Genomic DNA, 26,051 nt, shown 5'->3' with positions numbered 1-26,051 from the left:
TAGATCCCGCTTTGGTGCAAAACGAAGGGCAAGAGAAGTAATCGCCTGGGTGATTTCCTGATTTTAGAATCTTGGATAACAGCGTCGGCGGCGTTGCCGACGCTTCGCGCTCTTCTTTGGAGCGCGGCGCCTCCCTGGCGCACCATCACACAGCAAAAGCTGTACCAGCTAAGGCATGTAGAAGTCGCGGGAATTGGAATGAACCTTCAGTCATGAGCCATACTCGAAAACCCATATCGCCACCTCAACGGAGAACACCATGGCTCGCCCAACAGCAGAGAAAGCCCAGGACATATTGATGGCAGACTTCCAGACACTGGTTGCCGACACGGAAAAGCTGCTGGCGCACACGGCTTCCCTCGCTGGCGATCAGGCTGACGAGCTGCGTGATCAGATCAACGAAAGCCTGCTCCGCGCCCGTGAAACCCTGGCCGTCGCCGAAGCCACCCTGCGTGAGCGCAGCAAGGAAGCGGTGGTAGCGACTGAGGAATACGTCCAGAACAACCCGTGGCAGTCCGTAGGAATCGCGGCCGGTGTCGGGTTCCTTCTGGGCCTGCTGGCTACAAGGCGCTGATTGCCATGACGCCGGGTACAGGTCCATCCGAGACCGATCACACGTCTTCGCCGCGCCGCTTGGGCGCGGCATTTCTGGGTCTGCTGCACAGTCATGTCGAGTTGTTCGGCATCGAGCTGCAGGAACAGAAAGCCCGCACTGTCAGTCTGCTGTTGTTCGCCGGACTGGCGTTGGTATTTGCCCTTCTGTTGCTCATCGGGCTGTCAGCACTGTTGTTGATTCTGGTGTGGGACAGCTATCGCCTGACCGGCATCATCGGTTTGTGCGTGTTCTATACCCTTGCGGCGCTGTTTTGTGCCATGCGCCTCAAGGCAGCGATTTTCGATGAGTCTTCACCCTTCCACTCGACGCTGGAAGAATTGGCCAACGACCGCGAGCGACTGATGCCATGAGCCTGCCTGAATTACCTCAGACCCATAATCGTCGTGAGCTGCGAAAGGCATTGATTCGCCTGCGCATGGAAATGCATCGCCAGGAGATTCGCCACGAGTCGGCCCAATTGATGCGTCCCTTGCATCGCATGCGCGGCATGGCCCATGACTTCCCCGGTTCACTGGGCATCAAACACGCGCCTTTGTGGGGGGTTGGCATCGTTTCCCTGCTCGGCTTCCTGACCGGCAAAGGTGCGCGGAGCAAGCGTACCGGCAGTGTCACGCGCCTGGTCAAGCTCAGCGCGACGCTGATGCCGTTGATCAAACTCATCCTTCAGGGTAGCGGTCGCCGTTCCTGAGCTGGCCATTTGGCTGCATTCTTGCAAACAAACCTGACCCGCGCCTTTGTCCAATGGTTCACATGGGACAACGGCGCGTTGCTGCGTCTTTAAACGTAGCTGCGTCAGAAAATGTCGTGCCAGAACAACAAAGCCAATAACCATTCATGAGGAGGCCATGTGATCGATGGGCAACCGCTAGCTTGCTTTCAGCCGTTCATCGATACCGCCACGGGCCGTATTGCAGGGGTCGAAGCGTTAGGGCGCTTGCGTCAGGATGACGGTCGACTGCAATCGGTCGGTCCACTGTTTGCCGACCCCAGACAACCCGCTGTCGAATTACGCCAGCTGGATCGCCTGATCCGCGATAACGCACTGGGCCGGTTGCACGAAGCCCCGGGCGACTGGTTTTTGAGCCTCAACATTTCGCCCCGCTGGATCAGCCGTCTGCGGCCCGGGCAAGCCCTGCCGAGCCTTAAACAGTTGCAGCGTCACGGCATCGCGGCTCAACGCATTGTGTTTGAAATCACCGAGCTGGGCGGCGACAGCCAGCGCTTGAGTGACGTGGTGGCGCGTTACCGTGAAGCCGGGGCACGTATCGCCATCGACGACTTTGGCGCCGGTTACTCGCAACTGGATCGTGTCCTCGCGCTACAGCCGGATATTCTCAAGCTCGACATGCGCCTGTTTCAGGCCGCTGCACGGGGCGGCCCCAGCAGCGACGTGGTCAAAGCGCTGGCGCAGATGGCCGAAAAAACCGGCTGCTGGATCATTGCCGAAGGGGTCGAGACCGAGGCCGAACTCCACTTCGCCCTGGAGTGCGGCTCACGGTATGTGCAGGGCTTTCTGTTCGCTCAGGCGGAACTGGCGTTTTTCGCAGCCGATGCATTTGTCGAACGCTTCGCCGAACTGCGCGATCGCTACGTCATGCAGAAGGTGGTCGAGCGCGAACGCTTGATGAACCTGCGCAAACAGCTCAGTCAGCTCATGTTGCGGCTGCAGGCCTGGGCCGAAGGCGACGCGCCGTTGGGCGAGTTGCCGGATGTGCAGGAGTACCCCTGGCTGCTGCGGTTCTATCAGTGCGACCGGCACGGCACGCAACTCACCCCTAACCTGGAGCGACGCAACGGCGCGTGGACGGCGGATACACGCTACCTGGGCCATAACTGGTCGTGGCGTCCGTACTTTTATCATCTGCTTGCCGAGGGATGGCATGAACGTCGGTTGACGCTGTCCAACACCTACCGCGACGCCACCAGCAATCAGTACTGCCTCACCGCCGGCCAGTTTTTCGGCAACGGCCAGCGCCTGTTGCTGATCGATATCGATGCCGTCGGTTTTTAATCCAGCCTGCGGCACCCTCTTCTGCTTGCAGCCAGCATGGCGAACCGGGAAGCTAGCCCCGTAATCACCCGATGGAGTACCGGCCTTGGATTGGCAAACCCTGCTCACCCGCGAGCGCCTTGGCAAAACCCTGCACAGCCCCGAAGAATTGGGGCGCAGCCCGTTCCACAAGGATCACGACCGGATCATTTTCTCCGGAGCCTTTCGCCGGCTCGGGCGTAAGACCCAGGTTCACCCGGTCACCAGCAATGACCACATCCACACCCGCCTGACCCACTCACTGGAAGTCAGCTGCGTCGGTCGCTCACTGGGCATGCGTGTCGGCGAAACCCTGCGCAGTGCCCTGCCTGACTGGTGTGAGCCAAGCGACCTGGGCATGGTCGTGCAATCAGCGTGTCTGGCCCACGATATCGGCAACCCGCCGTTCGGTCATTCCGGCGAAGACGCCATTCGCAACTGGTTCAAACAAGCGGCCGGACGTGGCTGGCTGGACGGCATGAGCGAGGTGGAACGCGACGACTTCCTCAATTTCGAAGGCAATGCCCAGGGTTTCCGTGTCCTGACCCAGCTCGAGTATCACCAGTTCGAGGGAGGCACACGGCTGACCTACGCAACACTGGGCACGTACCTTAAATATCCGTGGACGGCTCGACACGCCGACTCCCTGGGGTACAAGAAGCACAAGTTCGGTTGTTATCAGAGCGAACTGCCGATCCTTGAGCAGATCGCTCACAAACTCGGTCTTCCACAACTGGAAGAACAGCGCTGGGCGCGCCACCCACTGGTCTACCTTATGGAGGCCGCCGACGACATCTGTTACGCCCTGATCGACCTTGAGGACGGGCTGGAGATGGAGTTGCTGACTTACCCGGAAGTGGAATCCCTGTTGCTGGGCCTGGTAGGCGACGACTTGCCCGAGACGTACCGCCAACTCGGGCCAGGCGACTCGCGCCGACGCAAACTGGCCATCCTGCGTGGCAAAGCGATCGAACACCTGACCAATGCCGCCGCGCGCGCCTTCGTCGAACAACAGGACGCTTTGCTCGCTGGCACCTTACAGGGCGATCTGGTGGAGCACATGCACGGCCCGGCCAAGCGCTGCGTCTTGAACGCCAAGGACATGGCCCGCAAGAAAATTTTTCAGGACAAACGCAAAACGCTTCACGAGATCGGCGCTTACACCACGCTGGAAATTCTTTTGAACGCCTTCTGCGGCGCAGCACTCGAGCAATTTGGCGGCCTCACCCCGTCTTTCAAGAGCCGACGCATTCTTGACCTGTTAGGCAACAGCGCGCCGGATCCGAAGGCTCCGCTGCACACCTCTTTCCTGCGCGTTATCGACTTCATCGCGGGAATGACTGACAGCTATGCCAGCGAGATGGCTCGCGAGATGACGGGCCGCTCCAGCCCGACCTGAGCGGCCAGGAACGTAACAAACGAAGCCGGCCATCTGTCCAGTAGCCCAAATTCCGTCAGGAATTTGGGCTTTTCTTTCCATGACATCAGGAAAGGAAAACCGAATCTTCGGATGTTTCCCACACATCAATCAGACTTGTCCTATCGCCGCCTCCACACCTCTACCGAATAATCCGCCAGCTCGTTAACGCCGGCAGACTCAAGTCATTACCTGCTTGCCGACCTCATTCGCACCCATTCCTGTCGAGCGCCCGCCCCGTGGCTGCGCCCGCTCAGGGCGTGTCGCTCAGCCTGGGAAGACCGATGTTCAAACGCAACCTTCGAATCCTGCTGGTAGAAGATCACCCGTTCCAGTTGATCGCGCTGCAGATTCTGCTCAACAACAATGGCCTTTATCTGCTGACACCGGCATTGAATGCGCAGGAGGCCCTCGTCGCGCTTGAGCGCAGCGACAAACCCTACGACCTGTTGCTGTGCGACCAACGTCTGCCAGACATGTGTGGCATCGAACTGGTGGAGAAAGCCAGCCAGCAGGGATTGATCGAGCACGCCGTGCTGCTCAGTGGCCTGGATGCCGCTCAACTGGCGGACATCGAGCATGAGGCCAAGGCCCGAGGCATTCCATTATTGGGGTGCCTGAACAAGCCACTGAACACGCTGGAACTGTTACGACTCATTGCGTATTCAGACAATGACCACTGACGCGTCCTGGATATTCACGGATATTTAACCGCGTCCGTCTCGATAACGACTATGTTGTATGTCGAGTCTGTGTGAAATCTGCGGTAGACCCGTCACCTGAAAAGATCAGCCGCTTAGATGCAAAATCACCGATAAACGCCTGCGCATAATCATGACCGCTCGAAATAAACATATTTATTCTGATAACTTTTTCCAACCCGGAAAACCTCGACTTTTTTAAACATTTATGGGCCCGATGGTTATTGACGTACGTCAATGCGGTAATTTTTGTAGGATCTTTCCCATATACCATCGCAGGCCCTTTCTCTTCATGTGCGCCTTCGAACATCTGGGATATGGTGCGCGCATTCTTCGCTGCTTGTTATGGATTGAATCATGAACTCAGTTTTTATCATTGACGATCACCCGGTCATCCGCATGGCCATCCGGATGCTGCTGGAAAACGAAAATTACGAGATTGTCGGCGAGACCGATAATGGCGTGGATGCCATGCAGATGGTGCGCGAATGCATGCCAGACCTCATTATCCTCGATATCAGCATCCCCAAGCTGGACGGTCTGGAAGTGCTGTCGCGCTTCAATGCGATGAACCTTCCCGCGAAGATTCTCGTGCTGACGGCGCAAGCGCCCAGCCTGTTCGCCATTCGCTGCATGCAATCGGGCGCCGCAGGCTATGTTTGCAAGCAGGAAGATCTCACTGAACTTGTCAGTTCGGTGAAAGCCGTACTTTCCGGCTACAATTATTTCCCGAGTCAAGCGCTCGCCTCAGCGAACGCGCTCGTCGGCGACCCTAACGAACTCGAACGCTTCAAGCTGGTCAATGATCGCGAATTGATGGTATTGCAATTATTTGCCCAAGGACGAACAAACAAGGAAATCGCCAAAGGCATGTTTCTCAGCAACAAGACCGTGAGTACTTACAAAACTCGCCTGATGCAAAAACTCAAAGCCAAGACTCTGGTAGAACTTATCGAGATGGCAAAACGCAACGCGCTAGTGTGAGAAACAGGATGCCGAAGGGGATAAAGGACTATTGGGTAGCGGCCGTACTTGTTTGCCTGAGCATTACAACCCAGGCCGAATCCGTTGCGGCCGAACGCTATACCCTGCTGAGTCGCTCCAATCCCGCGCACATGGACGTGACGCTGGACCGAACCCAATGGCAGTGGGTACGCAACAAACGCGAACTGATTCTGGGCACCTCAGCGCCGGACTACCCTCCTTTTGACATGACCCTGACCGGTCACGACTATGAAGGCTTCACGGCGGATTACGTCGGCATCCTCGGGCGCGCGCTGGACCTGCCGGTCAGGGTCTTGCGCTATGACTCTCGCGACCTCGCCATCGAAGCGCTTTCGCGCGGCGAGATCGACCTGCTCGGCAGTGCCAACGGTTACGAAGCGGCAGCCAAAGGCATCAGGTTGTCATCCCCGTATGCGGTCGATCAGCCGGTACTGGTGACACGTATCGGCGAAAGCCGCCCGCTGACCGACGGCCTCAATGCGCTCCGTCTGAGCATGGCCTACCACTACCTGCCGCCTGAGGAGATATCGGCGCTGTATCCCAAAGCCCGCCTGCAGACCTTTCCCTCATTCCAGAGCGCGATCAATGCGGTGGCCTTCAATCAGGCGGATGTCTTCCTGGGCGACGCCATTTCGACGCATTACGTCATCAACAAGGGCTACCTCAACAACGTACAGATGGCCAACTTCGGCAAGCATGAAGCCAACGGTTTCAGCTTCGCAGTGCGCACCGACAATACCCCGTTGCTGGACATCGTGAACCTGATCCTCAAAGGCATTCCCGTCGAAGAGCGCATCGCCATTTCCAAACGCTGGGGCGCGGGCAGCGACCTGATGCTGACCGATCAAAAGCTGCAACTGACCCAGCGTGAAGAGCGCTGGATCGCCCAGCATCCGACGATTCGGGTGGTGATAAACGATGCCTATGCCCCGCTCACCTTCTTCGACGCCAGCGGCAATTTCCGCGGTGTTACCGCCGATCTGCTCGATCTGATCAGGCTTCGGACCGGATTGCGATTCGAGGTCACCCATGCGCCCAGCATGAGCGACATGATGAACCGGCTCAGTCAGGGTCAGGCCGATCTCATTGGCGCGATAGTCCAAAGCGACGAGCGTGAAAATCGCTTTAACTTCAGCCGCCCCTACATGGACAATCCATTCGTGCTGGTGACACGCAAGGAAACGTCCAGCCCGGCAAACCTTGACCAACTGGACGGCAAACGCGTTGCCTTGACCCTGGGCAGCCCCATCCTGCCCTTCCTGCAGCAGGCATACCCCGGCATTTATCCGGTGGAAGTCGACAACCCCGCGCAGGCCCTGGACATGCTCGCTCACGGCCGGACGGAAGGCGCGATCACCTCGCTGTTCAGCGCCAGTTATTTCCTGTCCTCCCGCGCCCTTCACGACGCCTTGCAAATGCGTGTCACGGTGGGTCAGGAGCCCGCGCGCATCGCCATGGCGACCTCCCGGAATGCCACTGAACTCAGCGCCATTATCGACAAGGCGCTGTCGAGCATCGCGCCGGAAGACCTCGCGGTGATCAACAACCGCTGGCGCACCTACATTCCACCCGGACGCGGAGGCTGGCAGGACTACCAGCTACTGGTCTATCAGATCGTCGCCGGCGCCAGCCTGCTGCTGTTCGGCTCACTCGCCTGGAATGCCTGGATGCGTCGTCAGATCAAAGAACGCGAACGCGCCGAGCGAGCACTGAGTGACCAGTTTGAATTCATGAGCGCACTGGTCAACGGCACCCCACACCCGATCTACGTACGCGACCGCAACGGCCTGTTGCAGATGTGCAACGACAGCTACCTGACGGCGTTCTCCGCCAAACGCGAAGACGTGATCGGCAAAACGATCCTGGACGGCGTGCTGAGCGATGCGCAGGAAGCACAACAGTATGTCGCGGACTACCAGACCGTCATGGAAGAGGACACACCAAGAATTAGGATTTAACCTATACAAATCAACAAATTGAGTAACAAATTACCCGAAAAACAGGGCCCATTTTGCGATCACTACAACCCCAATAAAGTCAGTCCTTTTTGGTTGCTTATTGGGGAAGAAATTTATCCCATGCAGGGCATTGACGTGCCCCCCTCACCTACGGCGTTCTGCCGGCATTCATCCCTTCCCATTCAATTGCATTTAACGGTCCAGAGCTGATCCACCTTGGTGGTGAAGCTCTGACTCATCAGGTCCCGCCGCATCGCCCATCCGGGCGCGGCAGGCACACTCGCCGCGCGCAGCGTTCCTCGCCCCCACTTCGCGTTGATCTCATCGAGGACGTTCATCACCTTCTCCGCTTCTACCGGTTGCGAGTGTGCAAACAGGTCGTCGGTGAATTCGCCGGGCTGTCGCAGATCCATCAACAGAACCTCGGCCTTGCTGTACTTGAAGCCTGGCCGGAACAGTCGGTTGACCGCCTCAGTCGCAGCTTTAGTCATCAGCCTGACGTCGTTTGTCGGATACGGCAGTTCCACCAGGGCGCCGTTGGCGTACTTCGCCTCCTCCGGATTGAACATGCCTGTGCGGATGCTGACCCTGATCTTCTTGCACAGAGAGTTCTGCGCGCGCAGCTTCTCAGCCGCGCGCTGCGTGTAGGTGGCCACCGCCTCTTTGATCGGCTCAATCGTGGTCAGGCGATTGCCGAACATCCGGCTACAGCAAATCTCCTGTTTCGGCGGATCGGCTTCGCCGAGTTCAAGGCAGGGCGTGCCGGCGAGCTCGCGCGCAGTCTTTTCGATGACAACGCTGAATTTCTGCCGCAAGGTCCAGGGATCGGCCTTGGCCAGGTCCATCGCGCTCTTGATCCCCATCGCCTCCAGGTGGGCCTTCATCCGCTTGCCAACGCCCCACACTTCCCCCACATCCGTGTTACGCAAAGTCCAGTCGCGGTTAAACGGGTCACAGATATCGACTACTCCGCCGGTCTTCGCCAAAAGCCGTTTGGCGGTGTGGTTTGCCAACTTCGCGAGCGTCTTCGTCCGGGCGATGCCCACTCCGACGGGGATGCCAGTGCGCTTGTAGATGGAGGCACGGATCTGACGGCCGAATGCAGTCAGGTCACCTGGAATGCCCGTAAGGTCCGCGAAGGCTTCGTCGATGCTGTACACCTCGAGCGCGGGCACCATCGATTCGATGATGGTCATGACCCGCTCGCTCATGTCGCCATACAGCGCGTAGTTGCTGCTGAAGGCCACCACACCGTTCCGGCGAAGGTGGTCTTTGATCTGGAAATAAGGCGCGCCCATCTTCACGAACGGCTTGGCGTCATAGCTGCGCGCAATCACGCAGCCATCGTTGTTCGACAGCACCACGATGGGAGTTTTGGCAAGGTCAGGCCGGAAGACGCGCTCGCAACTGGCGTAGAAGCTGTTGCAGTCGATCAGCGCGAAAACAGGTTCAGGCTTTGTCATGATCGCGGACGCTGTATTTCACCACGCCCCAGATCACCAGTTCGTCCCCTTCCATCACATGGCGCGAGGGGTACTTCGGATTTTCCGATTTCAGGATGACCTCGTTCCCGCGCATATGGAGCCGTTTACAGACCGGCTCAGAGTTCAGGGCAGCGATCACGATGTCGCCATGCTCGGCGTAAAGGCTGCGATCTACAATCACCAGGTCACCGCAGTAGATCCCCGCGCCCTGCATGCTGTCGCCCTCGATTTTCACCAGGTACACGTGCGGCGCGCGAATGTCGAACAGCTCATCGAGTGAGATGTGCTTTTCGATGTGGTCCGCCGCTGGCGACGGAAAGCCTGCCGGCACATGGAAGGAGTAAAGGGGCAGCTTTTCGCCGTGCCCTGACAGCGGGCCGAGGATGGAGACGCTCATGATGCAAGCCTTGTTTTGGTTAACTGTATGTATATACAGTTAACGTTCTTGGTCGCTTGCGGTCAATCTCATGTGTAGGACATTTCGACGGGTGACACCATGTGCGGACGCTACTCGATCTACGAATCGATGGACCATTACCTGAAAGAGCTTGCGCCAAAGCAGTTGGTGATCAATGGCTACGACCTCTGGCCGATTGAACGCTACAACGTCGCGCCGTCGACTCGCGTTGAGATCATCCGACCGACCGGGGAAGGTTTGAGCGTCGATAAGGTGAAATGGGGATGGTCGCCGTTCTGGGCGAAGAAGGATGCGAAGCGCCCCGCGCCCATTAACGCCAGGGTCGAGACGGTGATGACGGGAAAGTACTTCAAACAGCTGTGGCCGAACGGCCGCGCACTGGCGCCGGCGAATGGCTGGTTTGAATGGGTGAAGGACCCGGGTGACCCGAAGAAGAAGCAGCCGTATTTCATCAGGCTGAAAGAGGAAGGACCGATGTTCTTCGCCGCGCTGGCTGAAGTGCATCAGGATCTGGAACCTGACCCGCAGGACGGCTTCGTGATCATCACTGCGGATTCGGATCAGGGAATGGTGGACATTCACGATCGGCGACCGGTAGTACTGAGTCCTGAGCACGCACGGGAATGGGTCGATCCGGAAACCACGTCTGAGCGAGCAGCCGAGATTGCCAAAGAATGCTGCAGGCCGACGGAGGAGTTCAGTTGGTTCAAGGTGGGCAAGGATGTCGGGAATGTCCGTAATCAAGGCCCGCACCTGATCGAATCAAAGGATAAGGAATGACTCTTCGTTTCAGATAGCTCCAAACCTCCTTGTGGGACTCGTCTTCATCAAGACTTCAGCTACACTTTTTCATTGCACGGAGCTTTAAAAGAAAAGGAGGGCTTATGCCGTTCAACACTCGATCCCAGAGACAACTGGCCAGCTTGCGCCGTATGCGCGAATGGCATCTGGACCAAGCATTGCGGGCCAAGGTGGATGGCAAGAAGCAGGAAGCGGATTTTCACTTCCGATACTATGACTTGCTCGGACCGGCGGTCGAGGTACCGCAGCGCGGGGATCGCGATTAGCTGAAGCGCTCAACGTGCTGGGTTGCTCAAGGCCTGATATGCCTTTTCACAAGCAAGTCCAGCTATTCGGGCCGCGTCATAAGCCCTTGCCAGCTCTCCCGCTCGCTTGTCAGCCCGCTGGAACAGGTCGGAGAGCACCATGGCGGCGCGGGTGGCTGACGCGCTTCGGCGGGCAGTTCCGGAATTGACGGTGGCGCAACTTGCTCCGGCAGCCAGTTTTCCTGCTTGGTCCCGCACGCGCTCACCAGCAGCATCAGCGCCAGAAGCATCAACGATCGCAGCAGCCTGTTGTTGTCTCGCATCATTTCCCACCTGGTTGACTGCCGCTTGGCGGCGTTGCTCTTCGGCTCGATTGGCCGTGGTCGCGGCAGCGAGGCCTTTCGCCTGCAAGTTCTGCTGATCCGCAAACTTCAACTGCCAGCGCGCGTCGGCTACTGACTCACCGTGGCGATAAGCACCGTAGAGAACCGCAGCGATGATGAGCAGTATCGCCAGCGCGCCGCCGACCTTCAGGTAAAGCGCAGCGGCCTGGCTCATGGCACGTCCTTGAAGAAGATGTGATTCCCCAGGACGAGAGTCTTCTTCGCACCGCTCGCCCATTTCGGCGCCGATGGCATCGTGGTCGCGTAATAGTGGGTTGCCCCGTTGGTAGGGTCTGCGACTTTTCCGTCAATCACTTGGTCAGCGGCGATACGGCATTGCGCGAGCTCGCGGAACGGGATCTGCTTCGCGCCCGTCAGGTACGGTTGATTCGGATCGCCCTTGTTCCAGCAACTGAACTGGTAGGGCTTCTGACAGACGCCGGCATACCCCTCGCCCCACCATGACTTTTCTTTACCATCCTCGACCCGGTTCCGGATCGACCAGGCCACGGCCACCATTCCAGCCAGCCCTTCCCCACGCGCTTCGCCCCACAGAGTGCGCGCCAGCACATCACGATCTTTTTCCGTTACGGTCATCAATTTTCTCCAGACGAAAAAAAACCCGCGGATGGCGGGCCATTGGATAAACTGCGCTCTCCACGCATGGAGGCATTTATGAAATATCTTTTTACTCTCACGATCGCAGCCTTGATGACAGGTTGCGCACACTACAGCGACAGCACTACCGGCTCTGACAGCGTTAACCGACAAGTCGGGAGCAAGGGCTATAACCACAGTTGCGATGCCGAGCCGAAGAACCAGCCAGGCTGCTATGACCCTGCGCCAATCTTTTCATGGGGACTCGTGGACAAATTCAAACTTAAGCTCGGAGCTGAATAGTCCCGTTGCTATCCCGCAGGCTGATCCTGCTCCGGCACGTCCTCGGCGGTGATGGTCACCTGGGCGCGATAGGTCTTCATCAGTTGCGCAGTGCGGATCAGCGATTGCGGGAATGCCCCGAGGATTTCGCGCGCTTTGGCATCAGCCTCGGCTTCGGTTGCGTACTCGATCTGGTTGTTCGGGTCGAATGAATTGCTGCTGTTGATCACAATGAATGGCATTTCTAATCTCCTGCTGTTTGGAAGAATCGTTCAGTTACATACCGGTAACATCTACAAGCAAGTAATTCCCGCTGGTATTGAGGCCGGCATTCGGGGGAGGCCCCGGAAGCATGGTTAAAGTTCTGGTGGGGAAATACTCAATAACAATTGTCGAACCATTGCTGTTTCGACAGTAGGAATTCCAATAAACAGCATCCCACTTTGAAACATCTCCCGATGGCCCAGCAGATACAGTCCTTGCATTGTTATTGGCTACAACAGCTACGGTCTTGCCTGAATAAGAAAATGTGCCCCCAGGGCTATTGTTGTTGACAACAGTCTGTCCGAGTACTTTGCAGTATCTTGCCGCTGCGGAAAACACAATGACACCTTGAGCATTAAACACCTCGAAGCCAAACCCAGCGGAAGGCGGCGGAGATTGGTCAAATACATAAAGCGTCACTGCTGCGCCATCGTCGTTTTCCACGCGGGCGTAGCGGACCCCATTGGAAACGTAGACCGAAACCCAAGTATTGCTAGTGCAGGTATAGGCCACGAAAGGCATTGTACCCGGCAATTGCACATCGACGCGCCGTTGAAAGCACCAGGTGGCGGTATCGACAACGTTTGGCGACACAGTGACTTTCGTGATCAGGCGCAGATTCGAATAATCCGCATCGATTTGTATTATGTTGTTTTGGTTGAACACCTGAAATCCGGCCGGCATCAGTAGACCCCGAACAAGATAGTTATGGCAGCTCCGTCCTGGGACCAAACAAGGTTCGTTCCCTGGACGGCGACATCCTTCGGCTGAAGGGTGTTTATATCGGTTAGGGCGCCTTCCCTCTGTACGAAATAGAATGGCGTGCCGTTTGCGAATCCGGGGACGCTAATTGAACCCGCCCCCGTACCCGTGTAAACAGATCCCAAAACCCTCTGAAGCCGGTCGGTGATATCCATTACCAATGAACCGTCAGCAGCAAAAACCTGCATACCTTGCGGCATATCACCAAACCCCCATCCTTACGCGAAGGACACCGTCAATCACTACGTTGATGCCGTTATGGTGCATTTGGGTATAAGTGTTTGGACGTGTCGCTTGGCGAGCTAGCACCTGCCCCCCACTCATGTCCAAGGTCAATACCGGAAGTCCTTGCGACGTCAATGCGGACGAAGTTATTGCCGATCCCACTATTGCATTCGCAATAGTGGCCTTCTTGATGACAGCGTCTGCAATAAACACTTGCCCACCGTCCACCGTGAACGGTGAGAAAACCTTTGCATTGCCGTCCAAGGTCGAATTCAGGATCGCAAAACGATCAGCGCTGACAATGAACTGCGACTGAGTTACGCCGTTTTCATTGCCAAGCCCTAGCCCAAAACCAGCAGCAACCTTCACACCGTTACTTGTGGTCATCAACTTCACGGAATACGAAGAATTGATATACCCATTGGTATCAGCGATAGCGTTGGCCTGCACTTGGAGCGCTGCGCTTTGGTTACCCACGGTGGTAGTCAGTCCCGTGATCTGCGTAGCCTGAGAGCTAATCGTTGCCCCTTGCTGGGTGACGGTGGTTGTCAATGAAGACAAGGCCTGCGCAGAGCCTGCCGCAGACCGACGGCCGACCGCGATATAGCCTATATCGACCACCGAGTTCGCATCACCTGAGTTGTTCATGTCCAGGCGAATGGCGTAGATGCCGGTCTTGCCGTTCCAGCCGGTGTGCCCGGACAGGTCCAGTTCGATGTCCTGCCAGTCCTCAGTGTTCAGGTTGATCGGCCAATTGAACCGGCGAGCTTCAGCCAGGCCGCCGTCTTCGTTTGCCCAGTACATCGCCGCCGATGCGCGTGTGGTGTTCTTGCGCCGCAGCCGAATGCGCAGAAACGGGTTCTCCGATCCGTTCAAGTTGCCGAAAGAACTGGTCGCCTGAATCTGGGTGTATTTCGACACTGTTGCAAACAGGACGCCGGCGGTGATGGTCGCGCCCGAGACGTTTGCCACCCAGCCCCGCGTTGAACCTGTCATTTCCCACGCATACCCGGCCACGAAGGGCGCGGCACTGCCAATGGTGTTTTTCAGGTTGGTGATGTCGGAGCTTTGGCTGGTCAACGTCCCTTCAACGCTCGTCACGCGGTTTGTCAGCGCCGCGACGGAAGACGCGCTGGCCTTTGTGGCCAGACCGTCAGTAGGGCTGCTGATCGCGTTTTCCAGCGTGGTGGTCCGCCCAGAGACGCTGGATATTGTCGAGCCTTGCTGAGTTACAAGGGACTGGAGTGATCCGACCGCCGAGGATGTCGCTGCGGCTTGTGTTGCCACCGCCTGAACAGAGGGTGAGTAAGCCGTTAATACTGCACCTTCTTGAAGTTGAAAGTTATCCATCTCTATCCACATATCGGTAGTTATACCGGAACGATTCAAGAGTCGGGCAGGATAGATTTGTATTCGAGCTGCGTTTGCGGGCGCCACGGAGGTAACACTATAACGCGCAAAGTTTGCCCCGATAGAGGTTTCTGGGAGTTGCTGTGTGGTGATCAAAGCACCAGCTTCGGTTAGATACTGGATGTAAATAGCCAATCGCCCGCTAGGACTGGAAATCCGCGCATATGCGCTGAGCGTATAACTTTGTCCGGGTACGCACTTAGGCCGCTCAATTGTGGCCGGATCTAAGGCCAACCCTGTATAGCCGCCATTCGGCAAAGTCGCAGCGATGCGTACAGCCTTGGAACTTAACGACAAAGGCGAATCGACGAATGTCAGGCTGGGGGATACGCCAGAACTGGAATCCAGCTTGTAGTTTAGTGGAACGCTCCCATTTGCGGACGCAATATCAAGCGAACTATTCGCTAGTAAGTTATCCCCTCCCATGCTCCCCAAGCTGTTGTTAAGCGTCGTCAATTGACCGCTAACGCTTGTAATACCGGTTTCTGTTTGCGTCACTCGCCCGGTAAGCGCTGCTGTTGCAGCTGCGTTAGCTTCAATGTTTGCGTCTGAAACTTGGTTGTTATCTCGCCATCCCGTCGCAACGCTTCCAGACTCAAGCTGAACTCGGTCATATTCAATGAACCCTGAAGGAACCGACGCGTTACCGACTATGCGCAAGAGTAGGCTCAGAGCTACGGTGTTAGCGGGCATTACATGGGTAAGACTGATCCTCTGCCAACTGTCCGTTAGCGTACCGCCTACACCCTTGGTACCCGTCGCTGCGAGACTCGCATTCAGAGGGTATTGATACATTTCGTACCGCGCACCTGGTGTCCCCCTGATATACGCGGACAGGGTGAAGGTTGCTCCAACTGCGACTACGGGACGGCGCGAGGCGACCGGCGAAACCTCGACGTATGAACCAGAAATGTTAGTCGCTGTAATGCGCTGAGCTTTCCCGGCAGGGTCCAGAGTGGACTGGACCAGCGAGCCGACAGCGTTGGCCACTGCGCCTTGCAAGATCCAGCCGTCTGCGACGCCGGCAGAGCCAACATCAAACGATGGGTTGAATACCAGATTTTGTGAACCAGACGACGCTATGTTCGCGTTGATCTGGGTAATGGCATTCCCCGCCGTAGTCAGGTCAGCCCCCTGCTGGGTGACGGTGTTGCTCAATGCGGCCACGGTCGAGGCGTCGGCCTTCCCGGCTACGGTGTTTTGCAGTCCCGTGATCGCCGTGCCTTGGCTACTGATCGAGTTTTCAGCAGTCGTGACCCGGCTCGACAGGCTTTGCACGACAGACGAGTCGGCCTTTCCATCGAGTGAGGTTTGCAGGCCGGTGATCTGGTTCGCCTGCGCGGTGTTAACGCCCTCGATGCTGGTGATTTTGGTTTCTGCAGTCGTGACGCGCGCGGCCAGGCCATTTGCTGTCTGCACTGCTTGACCAACGTTCAGCCAGTAGGTCGTGTTCGGCGGCGGGGTTTGAACAGGCACACCCTGGATCGCCTGATAGATGATTCCGTCCGCGCCGAGCACGCCTTGCCCAGCCGTGTAGGTCTGGTCAGGCTTGTACGGCATCGAATCGGCCAGATCTGCAATCTGATCGATCTGGGCCTGCAGCTCGCTCTGCACCTCGGCCACGGTGTTGTTGACACCGGTGATTTGGTCGCTCAGGTCTGAGCGTACTTCGCCTAAGCGCTCGTTCACCGAGCCTGGGCCGTCGCCGCCGATCTTTCCGATTTCGCTCAGCACTTCCTGACCGAGATGGCTTTCGGTGACTCGGCCCGTCAGGTAATCGAGGATGTCATCGCCATCGGCACTGGCTTGACCGTTAACAACGGTTGGGGCCTGCGGGAACCACGGACCAACGTTGCCGGTACGGTCGATCAGACGCACCCAGAAGAAGAACGACTGGCCCGCGCGCAGGCCCTGCATGGTGTAGTCGGACTGCGGGTAAGCCAGATCCGCCAGTTTGGTGGCCGTAGACAGGTCAGGTGCCTGGCTGTACCACAGTTCGGTCCGCTGCGTGTCCTCTGCGCCTGGTGGGAAAGTCCACTTCAGGGCGATGCCCATGATCAGGCTTTCAGTGGTCAGCGACGTGACGGCCGGCGGCAGGCCTTCCTTACCATTCAGCTGAGTCAGGTTCGACGAACGCCAGATCGACGAGATGTCGTAAGCGCTTACGGCACGCACGCGAGCCAGGTAAGCGCCCGAATAAATGCCTGTGATATCCACGCTTGTGCTGCCGGTACGCTGGACCCTGATCCAGTTGCCGTTGTCCTTGCGCCACTCGACGTCGTACCCGACCGCGCCATTCACGGCAGGCCATGTGATGGTCATGGTGGTGACCGCAATGCCTTGGTCAATCGCGGAGTTCGAGGTCAGCGTGACGCTCGCCGGCGCAGGGACGACGGTGATCGGAATGACGCTGATCGGGCGCTCTTCCAGCCGAGCGCCGGTGTCGATGAAAGCGAACTTTCCTGGTTCGAACTGGAGAGCAGCGATTTCGTAATCGCCCTCGGTGGTCCGCTTGGTGCTCAGCACGCGGTACAGGGGGATCGCGAGATCATCTGCATCGAGCGCCCACTGAAGCTGCGCCGTCGGAATTTCACTGTACCCCGTGGTCACAGTAACCGCACGGCCAGCCACCGATTGCACCGTGCGCCCTTCCGCTTTACCGCTGGGCAGGTTGATGATCAAACGATCCCCGGCCTTGGCTTGAGTGTCACGATCCAGCGTCACGACGCGCCCGGCTGCAGCAGAGATGCGCCCGCCAATTTCACGGCCCGCCAGCAACGAGTCAGCAATCGGGATGATGTAGCCAGGCAGAGGAATCGCGCCCTCCATCCCAGTCTTGAAGGTGACGGTGCGGTCTTGGTTGTTGCTCATCACCACCCATTTGCCGCGGCGCTGTGCCTCAGACGCGCGGGTGCAACCGATAGCGCTGATTTCTACGGGCTTGTCACCGAATCGACGCTGCAATACTGGGTCGGAATATGCCGTTACATCGGTGTCGTAGTTGTTCGCTGGATTGTCGTAACTGACGATCGCCCGGGTATAGCGAGTTTGGGAGGAGGCGCTGCCATAGGAGAACTTGCCGTCAATGACGTTGGCACGCGTGAAGACGTAGTCAAAGTCTTGCGCGCGCGGCATATCGGCCTGCATAACGAGCTGACCCTGGGCCCAGTAGGTCATCCCGCGGTAAATCGCCGAGATGTCACGCAGCAGCGTCCAGGCCTCGGCTTTGCCCTGCAGGTTCATGTCACAGAGAAAGCGCGGTTCCTGTCCGCCGATGCCGTTCGGTACCAGCTGATCGCAGTACTGAGCGATCCGGTAGAGCTCCCACTTGTCGATCATGAACGGTTTGATGCGTTTGCCCAGGCCGAAGCGGTCAACCGTGCAGATACCGAACGTCACCCATGCCGGGTTGTTGGTCCATGCCTGCTTGAAGGTGCCATCCCACACGCCTGAGTAGGTGCGCGCGACCGGGTCATAGTTGCTCGGCACCTGCCATTTGCGGCCATTGCAATCGACGGTCACGGCCGGGATGTTGGTGAACTGCTCAGCGTCAAACTCGATGTACAGTAGCGCAGTGGTTGGGTAACGCAGTTTCGCGTCGATGACTTCGGTGTAGCCTGCGACCAACATGGTGTCTGCGATCTTGTTGGTGTTCTGGTTCGGAGTGACGCGGCGAACCCGGATCTGCCAGCCAGAGGTCGCCGGCGGCAGATCGATACGGCGCGACCGTTCATAACGGGTGGTAGTCTTGCCGTCGACAGCCTCATCCAGCACCTGCTGATACGCGCCGCCGTCAGTGGCCACATCGACGGCGTACTCGATCCGATAGCCGCCGACGTTACCGTTATCGTCCTGCTGCTGGAGCGCAGGCCAGGCAAAACGCAGGCGCACGGCAGAGAGCTGGGTATTGGTCAGAGAACGCACCCAAGCGGTGTCGCTGCGCAACTCGACGTTGACGGTCGTTTCATTCTCGACCGACGGGATACCCGGGATATAGGTCTGGTCGACTGCGCCGGTGCGCCATTCCCATTTGACGTTCGGGAAGTTGACGTTGCCGCTGACATCGTTGATAGGCGTGTTGTCCAGATAGATGTTCGCAGCCGTCGGCGTGCCGTCGAATTCACCCTCGCCTACAGCGATCAGAATCTTGGCGACGTTGGTAGAGCGCAGGCTATCCACGGCCTCGATAGGAGCTTTCGGGCTGCTGCTTCCGCCTTTGGCGCCGGTGATGTCGATTGCCTGGGAAGCCATGAAACTCTCCGATATTTATGTATTTTTTTGACGTTATTTAAGAAATGAGCTTTATTTTTCTGGAAGCTGGTTTTTTGCGTTCGGCGGGTTTACCACCAAACGGAGAACACGGCCATGAGCACTACACCAGTAAATGTCGACGAAACGCTTTCCCAAATAAAAAAAGCATTAGAAAATTGGTATAGGTGCTTTATATTATGGGCAGTAGCCCACTATGTTTTAGGGGTTAGCTCAACAATATGCGCAGTAATCGCAGCATCGAATATAAACATCGCCACCAAAGATATATTGGTTGTCTATGTTGCAGTCGCAACGGCCGTACTAACTTTCCTTAAAGCTCAGCAGAAAAATAACGCATACATAATTGCGTGGCGAAGTCTGAATTCTAAGAGGATTGACTACTTCGCTGGAAAAGCGTCACTTGATGAGTTAACGCAATGCTACAAAGAGGGTGAAGACATGATCGGAAAATTTGACTAGCTCTTATAATTTATCTTCGGCGTAAATTGCGGCGCTGATGATCGCGCCGCCCCAGCGCCGGCGGCCAATGCAGATCGGGACCGGGTTGCCGCTGGCGGTAGTGTTCTTGGCGCTACCGAAGGCGTAGGACGGGAGGTTTTCGGGCGCGGCGCTTTGCTTAAGGCCGGAGGCTTGGGGGCTGAGCATCTGGATGACGCCGCCTGCTACCAATCCGATACCTGCACCTATCAGTGGTGTGCCGAAAGGGGTAGTCGATAAAAATGCGCCAGCAACGATCAGCACAGCGCCGACTATCGTCTGAAGAATGCCACCTCGTTTGTTTCCTCCGATGATAGGAACGATGCGCAACTCCGACGTACCACCTAGCTCGAATTCCTTTTCGCCCACGTTCCTGCGGTTTCTGAAAATAGCAAAACGCATTCCCAGGCTGTCCAATCGCTTGATTTCTTCCGCAAAGCCATCAAGGGTTGCTTTGAGGGCTCTGAATGCCTCCCATGCCTGTCCAGAGTCGAGAAGCCGGAAATGGGTCCTGCCAAATTTGGAGGCTAAAGACCCTGAAAGTTTTATCGTGGTCATTGGCTGCATGTTTTCTCCGGTCAACAAAAAACCGCCCGAAGGCGGCTTGATATAAAGACATCACTGATAGTCGACGTATGGCCCTATGAAGAAGCCGCTCATGTCTCCGCTGATGCGGTAGAGGCTCTCTTTTCCGCTAGTTACGTTTGCCGAGATCGTGCGAATGGCGGCTCCGGCACATAGCCCAGAACCCGCAAGACCAGCTCCAATATTGGTAGTACCTGGCGGAAGATAGAACGAGGCGCGCTGCGAAGTGCCGACTTTTGCTGCCTTGCGGCCGTCAATGTAAACGACTATGTCGCAACCAGATCCGACCATTCCAGAATCCCGCACCACAGTGAGCTTACCGCTATCGCCCTTTGGCTTTACTTGGAACGCGTAAAGCTCGTCAGGTGGTACAGAGTCTGCTTGGCTTACTGGTATCGCGGTTGACGCGCACCCGGCCAGCAGGGCAACTGCCAGCGCCCCTATCAGAATTCGCATGATGATCCCTCATTGAGAAAGGGCCGAGGGTAGCACCGGGCTGTCTGCCCATCCAGCGCTGGACAAACGATCAGTAACGGGGCACGTACTCGGCATAGTAGTTTTTTGCCTCCAACGAATAGCCCCGGCCCGTTACCTGCAAGCCCATGGACCGGCTCAATGACTTAAGGAAAAGATATGGCAAATAGCAATAAAGTAGTACACGAGCTTCGTGCTGCTGTGCAGAAGATGAACCAGGCTCTGCGCGGCTACGGATCTGGGAGGCCTGACCCTAAGGCGGCAGCGGACTGCTTCAACCGTCTTATGGCCGCAATTTCCGATATCGACGAAAGGCTTGTGGTACTTGAGGAGGCGCAAAAGGCGCGTTCGGTTAGTGACGAGGCGCCGTGAGGTCAACAGTGAACTCGAAGGTGGTGTCGCCGTAGCCTTCAACATTTGGTAGCAGGGTTTCCAGGTGGGCGGCGGTCATGCTTCCCTCATCAAAAGCAGGATCGCTGCCGTACTTTCTTCGCAAGGCGGCGGTGATTTCCTGCTTACTCAGACTGAATCTCTCGATTTTGCAATGGATTATCTCCGTAGATTTACTCATCTCTTCTCCCACGGCTCCGCCGTTTTAAGTTGGCAATCTTGCGTCTTTGTGCCTTAGGATCAGGCGTGTTCTGTCATGCCAAGGCCCGCCGAATACGATGATCTCGGACGGCCTGCCGTACATGTGGTGCAGCAGAAACGGCCCTGCTCCGTGCACCGCCACCGGCTCTCTGGGCAAATGCGGATCAGCACCAAGGAAAATTCCGGCGTGGTTCGGGTGCTTGGTGCGCCCTACTTCCATCACGATCATGTCGCCGCGCTGCGGCGTGCCGACGCGCACAAATCCAGCGGCCTCGTAGGCCTGTTCGTAAAGACTCGGGCCGTCCGCCCGCTCCCACCAACCGTCCTCACGCTTGAAGGCATCGAACTCAATCCCCCATTCGCGCTTGTACCAGTCAGCGCAGACCTGCCAGCAATCCCAAGCGCCGTGCACAAAAGGACGCCCCAATAGCGGTGTGTCTCCGGTGGGCACGATGGTGCGCAGATCGCCTTCCGGCCAGCTCAGGATGTGCCAGGGCAGTTCGGTCGCTTCGCACATGGCCAAGTCGCGCGGTGACGGCCGGCTGGTGGCGTCTGGATGTGAGTGAACAATGCCGATCACCTCGCCCTGGTCTTCAGCCGCGGCGTAATCCTCCGGCGCAATCAGGAACTCTTCGTTCGGCTCGGTCGCGGTATTGGCGCACGGGATGTACTGCTGCTTGCGGCCGACACGTATCAGCAGTCCGCAGCACTCGCGCGGATACTCTGCGGCAGCGTGCGCCTGCACGGCCTTGAGGATGTGTTTCAGCATGGTCAGCTCCGTGCAATCAGGGATACGGCCGGGAAGCCGCCGAAGGGCAATTCGTTGTTCGCGCCCCAGCGAGGCTCGCAGCCGGTAGTGAGCAGACCGTTGCACTCGTCAAGCTCTGGGTTATCAGTCGGATTTCCGTCCTTGTCGAAGTAAGGCCCGGTGTAGCCGCAGTTCGGACCGCGATACCCGCCGGTCATGCACCAGTGGCACAGGGTGGTCATCTGGCGGCCGATCGATTCACCGCCCACATCACCCGGGCTGGCCAGCTCCCAAGAAACGGTCTCCCCGTCCTCATTGGTTTTCTGGTCCAAGTACCAGACTTCAATGGATTCCTGCGTCGGATCTGCATCGGGATTGCCCTCTGGAAAGTTGACCGCGTCGATGTACCGCACCAGCGTGTGCCGCATGGTCAGCTTGAAGTCGAGCAAATCCTCGAAGGCCAGGCACAGCGCGGTGATGCGCCCATTCACGTTTCCGACGGACAACGTTGGACGCACCGCTGTGCCGTCGCCGTTGGCCTCAATGCCCTCAATCTGCATCGGCCAGGCGCCGTACTCCTCGCCCTGCCACCAGATCGACTTCGCCGGCAGTTGGTCGGCGTCATCACCAGCCGCGATGATCTCGGCTTGGGTGTGCGGAATTGAGTGACCGTGAAACCGAAGAACGTCAGCCCCGTAATCAGAGCCGTCCAACTCGAACAACAGCGCTTCACTGCCAGGTTCAAGAACCTGCAGGTCATTGATCAACGGCATGGTGAATCCTTAGGGGTGAAATGCCTGGTCGAAAGTGGCGGTGAGCTTGAACTGCCCGCCGCCCAGAGGCGTCGGAACTGCCTTTTCACAGGTGTAGAGGCCGACTTCGCCCAACGGCGTTGTCCATTTGAAGGCTTTAGCGCCAGCATGGCGATCAAGGAACGCCATGATCTCCTGCACCTTCGCCTTGGTTCCGGTGTAGGTGACTGGGAACGACTGCATCTTATTATTCGGACCATCGCCGACCTTTTGGGCGTAGCCGTTGCCGAACTGCGACTTGCGAACCCGCCAATCAATGTCTGGCGAATCTCCCGTCTGGGTTGGCCAGGTAAACGTTTCGATTGCCATATCAGGTCCTTGTTTGTCGGAAGCTCACGCCGCCCGGGCGCCACGAATCAGCAACGGCTTTTTCGGCCGCCTGTTTCATCTGGATTTGCAGGTTTTGCGCGAGGGCAGTCTGATCGAGCTCCATGCCTTCAGAGCTGCGGTCCTGTGTGACGATGCTCACCGGCGCACTGATCTGGATGTTCGACCCACCGCCGCCGCCGATAGCCCGAACGCCCAAGGCACCGGTTGAAGTCCGAGTCAGAGGCATGACCGCCTCATCACCGGCCTCACCCATGACGCCCAACTTGCCGTTGGCCATGCCAAAAGCAGTCGGCGAGCTGACGACGCTGTTGGTGAATGCCCCGCCATTGGCGAACATATGCACGCCGTTGAGCCAGGCGCCGCCGTCAGCCTGCGGGAAGTAGGTCGACGAGTACCCTGTCTGCGAAGCACCCAGGCTGGACGACGTTGCCGCCGCCGAGCCCGACGAAAACCCATTAGCCCCTCCCGAGAAGTAGCTCAGGCCAGCCCCAAACAGCGAGCTCAGAAGTGACGACGACGCCTGCCGGGTCGCGATCCGAGCCATATCGGCCAAGATCGATTTCGCGAAGTCGGAAAAGCTCAATTTGCCGGTCATGGCAAAGTTGACGATGGCATCTTCCATGCTGCTGAAGGCGTTGGTGAACAGTGTCTTAGTCTGCCCCGCGATATCCCGCGCGCTGTCGAGGTAGTTTTCCCAGGCAGATGTCGCGCCGTTGGTCCAGTCGCCCTGAGCGGTCTGCACGTCCGCGTAGTTCTGCCGGATCTGGTCAGTCGCCTTTTTGTTGGCGTCGGCTAGTGCCTGGGACTTCTTGGCGAACTCCTCATCCGACATATTTCGCGATGGATCGGATTTCTGATTCGCCAGGTCCAGCGACTGCTGAGCAAACCGATCTTGCTGGCTGTTCAGCTCGGCGTTGAGCGCGTTCTGACGATCGCCACGACCAACTCCCAGCACCGCGCGCTGCCCAGCAAGCTCTAACGCTTTCTGCTGCTGATCCAGCGCTTGAACGTACTGGGAGATCGAGCGCGTCTGCTTGTCGATCCGGCCCTTTTCGTTGTTGGCCAGCACTTCCAGTTGGCTGTCAGCATCCTTCTGCGCCTTGACCATGCTGGCTCGGGCGTCAGCGATTTTCTGATCCAGCTGGATGCGCTGTTGGCCCGTGGTCGAAGACTTATCACGCACCGCCTGCAGCGCTGCAATCTCGGCCTCGTAGGCTGCGGTGACGTCGCCTTTCTCCTGTTCAACGATCGCGACGCGCTGGCTGCTGTAGGACTCAGCCGATACCAGCCCCGCTTTCTGCGCCGAATCCAGCTCTTTTTGCAGGTTCTGGTAGTAGCCGGTGATCGACTTGAGGTTGTTCTGAGCATCGTTGAACCCGGTCAGGTTCAACTGGTTGGCCGGGCCTTTTGGGTCCTTGAACTTGTCGTTGATGTTGGCGATGTTCTTGTCGACGGTCGCCTGGTTGAGCCGGGAGTCATTCGGATCGGTCTTCCGGATGTCGTCGAGCCACTTTTTGTATTCCTTTACCGCCTCGGTGCGCTTCTGCTCATTGGTCCAGGAAGACTTGGTGAGCGCGTCGATCTTGGCCATAGCTCCGATCGAGTCTTGTTGAGCTTTCGCCTGGTCGCCGAGATACTTACTGCGTGACTCATCAGCATCTCGCTGCAATAGCAGGAAATTGAGTTGAGACTGACGAAACTGGATGAGCGCATCTTTGGACTTTTGGCTCTGGAACAGGCCGTCCATGTTTTGCGCTTCGAGTAGGTTGTCTCTCGCATTCTGGATATCGGTGTTTAGGTCGCGGCGACCAGCGTTCTTCAACCCATCGGCGGCTTTTGCAACCAGATTGTAAGCACGTTCCCAGTAGCCCAAGTTTTCAAGGATCTTTGGGGTGCGCTCGTTGATCGCGTCCGCGTATTGATCAGTCGCGAGTTTCACAGCCGCAGCGTGATCCCCCTGCTCTTCCAGCGCGGCAATTTGCGAGTAAACGGACGCTGTCAGGTAGTGATACTGCTCGTTGAGCGCGGCAGACGCCTTCACGGGGTCGTCGGCCAGCTTCACGAACTCGGCGATGGTCGCACTAACGGCGGTTCCGGTCGCTTCCTGCATGCCGACAGCGGCCTGGGTGATCGCGCCGAAGCTGTCGCCCGCGAGTTTGCCGTTGGCCGCAAGGGTGGCAAGCACTTCAGCGGCCGCGCCGGTGGTGCCCACGACGGCGCTGACCTGACGGGCCAGGCCGCCAAGTTGGCTGGCACTGACTCCAGCGGCGTTCCCGGTGGTGATGAGGGCCTTGTTGTAACTGTCGGCTTCCTCGCTACCCTTGTACCAGGCGACGCCAAGCGTGGCGACTATGGCTGCCACCGCAGCAATGGGCGCAAGGATTGCGGCCAGACGCAGCGCCGATGTACCAGCGCTTGTGCCAATCTCCAGCAGATTATGCGCGGCGACGCGGAAGTTACCTTCGGCCAGAGCGTTACCGAGCTGAAGCACGTTCTCACGGGCGCCTTTGGTGTTCAGGCTGAACTTCGATGTCTCGTCGCCCAGGCCCTTGATCTTCTGCCGCGCGGTGTCGATATCGGCCGAGTAGGCTTTGAAGTCATCCTCACCAAGATTGCCGGCCGCGCGATGCTTGTTCAGCAGTTCCTGTTGATCGTCCAGTTTTTGCAGCGCGGCGAGCGTCGGGCTGATCTTGCCCAGCAGCGCCTGCAAACCCTCGGCCTGCACACCGGTGGCCGCGGCCGCATCTTTCGCCGCCTTCGCACCCTGCTGATTCGTGCCGACGAGAGCGTCAGATTCAGCCTGCAGGCGTTTTTGCAATGCTGCGAGGCTGGCAGTCGAATCGCGACTGGCATCCATCGCGCCGGAAGTGCTGGTGACGCTCGTCGTCAGCCGCTGGTAATACTCGCTGTTTTGAAGCGAGGTTCTCGCCACCTCGATCAGCCGAGCCTTTGCGTCGGCAGTTGCCTGGGCGGCACGCGCTTCGGCCTCTGCCAGTTTGTCAGCCGCATCGGCGGTCTTCTTGAAGCCGGTGGTGACATCGTCGGCCGCTTTCTCCGCCTTGGCCCCGGCCTCGGTCAGCTTGTCCAGATCGGTCGCGGCTTGAACGGCATCACCCGAATCCACCGCTATCCCGAGTTCAGCGATTGTGCCCGACATGAGTGCTC

General features: G+C 57.8%; 25 protein-coding genes and 1 pseudogene. 12 read left to right on the top strand and 14 right to left on the bottom strand.

Annotated features, from left to right (window positions below):
• Window positions 1-259 precede the first annotated feature (259 nt).
• From BMY73_RS07195 to BMY73_RS07160, 8 genes and pseudogenes are all read left to right on the top strand, one after another.
• Window positions 260-574 (top strand): ElaB/YgaM/YqjD family protein, encoded by a 315-nt coding sequence (locus BMY73_RS07195; protein WP_062387415.1) that lies wholly within the window; start codon window positions 260-262, stop codon window positions 572-574.
• A gap of 5 nt (window positions 575-579) precedes the next feature.
• The gene (locus BMY73_RS07190) at window positions 580-966 is read left to right on the top strand and encodes a phage holin family protein (RefSeq protein WP_062387418.1); all 387 of its coding nucleotides are present in this window, start codon (window positions 580-582) and stop codon (window positions 964-966) included.
• Window positions 963-1,304, top strand: coding sequence for a hypothetical protein (locus BMY73_RS07185; RefSeq protein WP_062387421.1), 342 nt, complete (start codon window positions 963-965; stop codon window positions 1,302-1,304). The genes BMY73_RS07190 and BMY73_RS07185 overlap by 4 nt, the downstream gene beginning before the upstream one ends.
• A gap of 159 nt (window positions 1,305-1,463) precedes the next feature.
• A complete protein-coding gene (locus BMY73_RS07180) occupies window positions 1,464-2,627 on the top strand; it encodes an EAL domain-containing protein (protein WP_092406095.1) in 1,164 nt (387 codons plus the stop codon).
• A gap of 85 nt (window positions 2,628-2,712) precedes the next feature.
• Window positions 2,713-4,044, top strand: coding sequence for a deoxyguanosinetriphosphate triphosphohydrolase (locus BMY73_RS07175; protein ID WP_092406093.1), 1,332 nt, complete (start codon window positions 2,713-2,715; stop codon window positions 4,042-4,044).
• A gap of 302 nt (window positions 4,045-4,346) precedes the next feature.
• Window positions 4,347-4,745 carry a response regulator gene (locus BMY73_RS07170; protein WP_092406091.1) on the top strand — a complete coding sequence of 133 codons (399 nt, stop codon included), beginning with the start codon at window positions 4,347-4,349 and terminating at the stop codon, window positions 4,743-4,745.
• A 375-nt stretch (window positions 4,746-5,120) separates the two neighbouring features.
• Window positions 5,121-5,747: a response regulator transcription factor gene (locus BMY73_RS07165; RefSeq protein ID WP_062387433.1), complete on the top strand. Its 627-nt coding sequence runs from the start codon at window positions 5,121-5,123 to the stop codon at window positions 5,745-5,747.
• 8 nt (window positions 5,748-5,755) lie between these two features.
• Window positions 5,756-7,717, top strand: a pseudogene (locus BMY73_RS07160) (transporter substrate-binding domain-containing protein); the annotation flags it as partial.
• 191 nt (window positions 7,718-7,908) lie between these two features.
• Here the strand turns inward: BMY73_RS07160 and umuC are convergent.
• Both umuC and BMY73_RS07150 read right to left on the bottom strand, forming a co-directional pair.
• A complete protein-coding gene (umuC, locus tag BMY73_RS07155; protein ID WP_092406087.1) occupies window positions 7,909-9,189 on the bottom strand; it encodes a translesion error-prone DNA polymerase V subunit UmuC in 1,281 nt (426 codons plus the stop codon).
• Window positions 9,176-9,607 (bottom strand): LexA family protein, encoded by a 432-nt coding sequence (locus BMY73_RS07150; RefSeq protein WP_092406085.1) that lies wholly within the window; start codon window positions 9,605-9,607, stop codon window positions 9,176-9,178. The genes umuC and BMY73_RS07150 overlap by 14 nt, the downstream gene beginning before the upstream one ends.
• A gap of 99 nt (window positions 9,608-9,706) precedes the next feature.
• On the opposite strand from BMY73_RS07150, the gene BMY73_RS07145 reads away from it, so the two are divergent.
• Together BMY73_RS07145 and BMY73_RS07140 are read left to right on the top strand one after the other, a co-directional pair.
• A complete protein-coding gene (locus BMY73_RS07145; RefSeq protein ID WP_092406083.1) occupies window positions 9,707-10,408 on the top strand; it encodes an SOS response-associated peptidase in 702 nt (233 codons plus the stop codon).
• 104 nt (window positions 10,409-10,512) lie between these two features.
• Window positions 10,513-10,695, top strand: coding sequence for a hypothetical protein (locus tag BMY73_RS07140; RefSeq protein WP_092406081.1), 183 nt, complete (start codon window positions 10,513-10,515; stop codon window positions 10,693-10,695).
• Window positions 10,696-10,704: 9 nt separating this feature from the next.
• Here BMY73_RS07140 and BMY73_RS07135 read toward each other — a convergent pair whose 3' ends face one another.
• From BMY73_RS07135 to BMY73_RS28760, 5 genes are all read right to left on the bottom strand, one after another.
• On the bottom strand, window positions 10,705-11,232 hold the full coding sequence (locus BMY73_RS07135; RefSeq protein WP_092406079.1) for a DUF2514 domain-containing protein: 528 nt from the start codon (window positions 11,230-11,232) through the stop codon (window positions 10,705-10,707).
• On the bottom strand, window positions 11,229-11,654 hold the full coding sequence (locus BMY73_RS07130; RefSeq protein ID WP_092406077.1) for a cell wall hydrolase: 426 nt from the start codon (window positions 11,652-11,654) through the stop codon (window positions 11,229-11,231). The genes BMY73_RS07135 and BMY73_RS07130 overlap by 4 nt, the downstream gene beginning before the upstream one ends.
• 311 nt (window positions 11,655-11,965) lie before the next feature.
• The gene (locus tag BMY73_RS07120; RefSeq protein ID WP_092406073.1) at window positions 11,966-12,178 is read right to left on the bottom strand and encodes a hypothetical protein; all 213 of its coding nucleotides are present in this window, start codon (window positions 12,176-12,178) and stop codon (window positions 11,966-11,968) included.
• Between the two features lie 34 nt (window positions 12,179-12,212).
• Window positions 12,213-12,866 (bottom strand): hypothetical protein, encoded by a 654-nt coding sequence (locus BMY73_RS27855; protein WP_139214143.1) that lies wholly within the window; start codon window positions 12,864-12,866, stop codon window positions 12,213-12,215.
• A gap of 297 nt (window positions 12,867-13,163) precedes the next feature.
• The gene (locus tag BMY73_RS28760) at window positions 13,164-18,848 is read right to left on the bottom strand and encodes a TipJ family phage tail tip protein (protein ID WP_092406069.1); all 5,685 of its coding nucleotides are present in this window, start codon (window positions 18,846-18,848) and stop codon (window positions 13,164-13,166) included.
• A 114-nt stretch (window positions 18,849-18,962) separates the two neighbouring features.
• Between BMY73_RS28760 and BMY73_RS07105 the strand changes: the two genes are divergently transcribed.
• Entirely contained in the window at window positions 18,963-19,328 is a 366-nt protein-coding gene (locus BMY73_RS07105) for a hypothetical protein (protein ID WP_092406067.1), read from the top strand.
• Window positions 19,329-19,331: 3 nt separating this feature from the next.
• Here BMY73_RS07105 and BMY73_RS07100 read toward each other — a convergent pair whose 3' ends face one another.
• Both BMY73_RS07100 and BMY73_RS07095 read right to left on the bottom strand, forming a co-directional pair.
• On the bottom strand, window positions 19,332-19,913 hold the full coding sequence (locus BMY73_RS07100; protein ID WP_092406065.1) for a tail assembly protein: 582 nt from the start codon (window positions 19,911-19,913) through the stop codon (window positions 19,332-19,334).
• Between the two features lie 51 nt (window positions 19,914-19,964).
• Window positions 19,965-20,387, bottom strand: coding sequence for a hypothetical protein (locus BMY73_RS07095; protein WP_092406063.1), 423 nt, complete (start codon window positions 20,385-20,387; stop codon window positions 19,965-19,967).
• A gap of 177 nt (window positions 20,388-20,564) precedes the next feature.
• On the opposite strand from BMY73_RS07095, the gene BMY73_RS07090 reads away from it, so the two are divergent.
• Window positions 20,565-20,777: a hypothetical protein gene (locus BMY73_RS07090; protein ID WP_092406061.1), complete on the top strand. Its 213-nt coding sequence runs from the start codon at window positions 20,565-20,567 to the stop codon at window positions 20,775-20,777.
• On the opposite strand, the gene BMY73_RS07085 is transcribed toward BMY73_RS07090, so the two are convergent.
• Genes BMY73_RS07085 through BMY73_RS07065 form a run of 5 tightly spaced genes read right to left on the bottom strand, consistent with a single transcriptional unit; the run spans window position 20,758 to window position 26,043 of the window.
• A complete protein-coding gene (locus BMY73_RS07085; RefSeq protein WP_092406059.1) occupies window positions 20,758-20,976 on the bottom strand; it encodes a hypothetical protein in 219 nt (72 codons plus the stop codon). The genes BMY73_RS07090 and BMY73_RS07085 overlap by 20 nt on opposite strands.
• 24 nt (window positions 20,977-21,000) lie before the next feature.
• A complete protein-coding gene (locus BMY73_RS07080) occupies window positions 21,001-21,765 on the bottom strand; it encodes a C40 family peptidase (RefSeq protein WP_092406057.1) in 765 nt (254 codons plus the stop codon).
• Between the two features lie 2 nt (window positions 21,766-21,767).
• The gene (locus BMY73_RS07075; protein ID WP_092406055.1) at window positions 21,768-22,517 is read right to left on the bottom strand and encodes a phage minor tail protein L; all 750 of its coding nucleotides are present in this window, start codon (window positions 22,515-22,517) and stop codon (window positions 21,768-21,770) included.
• A gap of 9 nt (window positions 22,518-22,526) precedes the next feature.
• Window positions 22,527-22,865 carry a phage tail protein gene (locus BMY73_RS07070; RefSeq protein WP_092406053.1) on the bottom strand — a complete coding sequence of 113 codons (339 nt, stop codon included), beginning with the start codon at window positions 22,863-22,865 and terminating at the stop codon, window positions 22,527-22,529.
• Window position 22,866: 1 nt separating this feature from the next.
• The gene (locus tag BMY73_RS07065) at window positions 22,867-26,043 is read right to left on the bottom strand and encodes a phage tail tape measure protein (RefSeq protein ID WP_092406051.1); all 3,177 of its coding nucleotides are present in this window, start codon (window positions 26,041-26,043) and stop codon (window positions 22,867-22,869) included.
• Window positions 26,044-26,051: the final 8 nt, after the last annotated feature.

Origin of the sequence: Pseudomonas sp. NFACC02 (assembly GCF_900110765.1) — a bacterium.
In the GTDB taxonomy this organism is placed as follows: Bacteria; Pseudomonadota; Gammaproteobacteria; order Pseudomonadales; family Pseudomonadaceae; genus Aquipseudomonas.
Note: the sequence above shows the minus strand (reverse complement) of the source record. Positions and strands in the feature narration are given on the sequence as shown.